Source organism: Membranihabitans marinus, from assembly GCF_021729155.1.
GTDB lineage: Bacteria > Bacteroidota > Bacteroidia > Chitinophagales > Saprospiraceae > Membranihabitans > Membranihabitans marinus.
The window spans coordinates 1-2220 of sequence record NZ_JAJQYA010000078.1 but is presented as its reverse complement, the minus strand read 5'-3'; the positions used below and the strand labels follow the sequence as shown (position 1 = coordinate 2220).

The 2220-nt window shown below is 34.7% G+C and carries 1 protein-coding gene and 1 rRNA gene; one reads left to right on the top strand and one right to left on the bottom strand.

The genetic code is table 11. The annotated features are described in order from the left end of the window. Positions 1–72 (bottom strand): 16S ribosomal RNA (locus tag LVD51_RS19930); the annotation flags it as partial. A gap of 331 nt (positions 73–403) precedes the next feature. On the opposite strand from LVD51_RS19930, the gene LVD51_RS19925 reads away from it, so the two are divergent. Next, positions 404–1156 carry a M48 family metallopeptidase gene (locus tag LVD51_RS19925; RefSeq protein ID WP_236973139.1) on the top strand — a complete coding sequence of 251 codons (753 nt, stop codon included), beginning with the start codon at positions 404–406 and terminating at the stop codon, positions 1154–1156. Positions 1157–2220: the final 1064 nt, after the last annotated feature.

Below are 2220 nucleotides of genomic sequence, written 5' to 3'. Positions count from 1 at the left end.
TTACCGTTCGACTTGCATGTATTAAGCCTCCCGCTAGCGTTCATCCTGAGCCAGGATCAAACTCTCCATTGTATTTATGTTTATATAAAACACACTTTCCGAAAAAAGTATGCTACAATTATTAAGTTCTCACCTATTGGCTTGAATCTAGCAAAATTTGAAAATTCGATTCAAAACGTTGTAATTATTATTACTCTGTTTCTTACCTTGTTTTTTATTCTTCCAACCTATCAATGAACTTTTCTTTAAAAGCGAATGCAAATATAGAAATAATATTTCCAAACCACAAAACATTTCTGCAAATAAATTTATTACCTGCTGAAATCTAAAAGGACAACTAATATACAAATTTACTTCTAATAAAACAAACAACATACACATTAAATAGAAACAAAAACGATATATGGTATATTACAAAGAAAAACAAATTTTAAATTTTTTAATATTTTTTGAAATTCATCTAGAAAAACGCAATTCATCCTCTTTTTCCATACGCCACGACAAGGTTATCGTCCGTTTACCTAAACTCCTTAGCCGAAAAGAAATTGATGTTTTTTTAGAAAAAGCGGTTGATTGGACTTCAAAACAACTATTGAAAAACCCCAAACTTCAAAATTCACTCCCCATTAAATCATTTCCCGATCAATTTTCAATTCAATTTTGTGGGATTAATCACTATTTTAAGATTGAAAAAAGTAACTATATTATCGAATCGAGAAGTATAGGGGATAAACATTCTCTTATTTTATCTCCAATTGATAGTAAATGGGAAGCCTTTAAACAGGTTTCAAAAATGATTAGCAACATTGCTAAGCGTTGTTATGCTCCTATAATTAAAATGGAATTATATCAATTGCATTCATCCTATAGCAATAAACCCATTGGCCAAATCCGAATGAAGTACAATAAAACGAATTGGGGAAGTTGCTCTTCGCGCAACAACATCAACTTAAATACCAGATTAGTTCTTTTACCGAAAGAAGTTCGCTCTTATATTATGTTACATGAAATAGCCCATTTACATCATATGGATCATTCGGCCAAGTTTTGGAATCTATTGGCATCCTGGCAACCGAATTACAACGACCATATCCAATACCTAAATGACCATCATAGTAGCCTGGACTTTTATCATCAATTACAGATAGACGATTAAGGTATTGATTTCAATATAGTCCTAATTCATATAACCATATAATTACAAGATCTGAATACCAATTACTGACTGGATGATTACCCTTGTATATATAGATTAAAGATGGCGTGAAGTCACGACGTAGAAGTTGTGGCTTCACTCTATAATTATAAACAGGCCATTACCAATATCATCTACCATGATATGAATGTAGATATAAATCACTCTTACATGATTCTATCTACATAGTATTATAAGTAATCGAAATACCCGATGCTCGATCGAAAAGATAATACCGAAGACAGTTATCCATATATATATACTATATAATAAAGGTTGTAAACACCAATTATCACAGGTCTTCAATAGTACAAGACTATTTTAAACACATCCTATGCAGTAATCTTTGGTAATACCTCCAAATGGAATCCTTCCTGCCTTCCACTGCCACTCCTACAAAGTTCAGTGCAGCGACTTCAATGATTATCTTGACCTTCCTTCTATCTTATTAATCCTGTTTAGACAACGGGTGAGAAATGGCTGCTCAATACAAGGATTGTTATGCCTCGGAATGGAATCCTTACTGTCTTCCCTTCCACTGTCACTTCTACAAAGTTCAGTGCAGCGACTCCAATGCTTATCTTGACCTTCCTTCTATCTTATTAATCCTGTTCAGACAAAGGAGCTAGAAATGGCTGCTCTATACAAGGATGGCAATGCCTCGGAATGAAATCCTTACTGTCTTCCCTTCCACTGTCACTTCTACAAAGTTCAGTGCAGCGACTTCAAGGATTATCTTGACCATCCTTCCATCTTATTAATCCTGTTCAGACAACGGGTGAGAAATGGCTGCTCAATACAAGGATTGTTATGCCTCGGAATGGAATCCTTACTGTCTTCCCTTCCACTTCTTACATAGCAACGACTTCAAAGATTATCTTGACCATCATTTTATCTTATTAATCCTGTTTAGACAAAGGGTGAGAAATGGCTGCTCAATACAAGGATGGCAATGCCTCGGAATGGAATCCTTACTGTCTTCCCTTCCACTGTCACTTCTACAAAGTTCAGTGCAGCGACTTCAA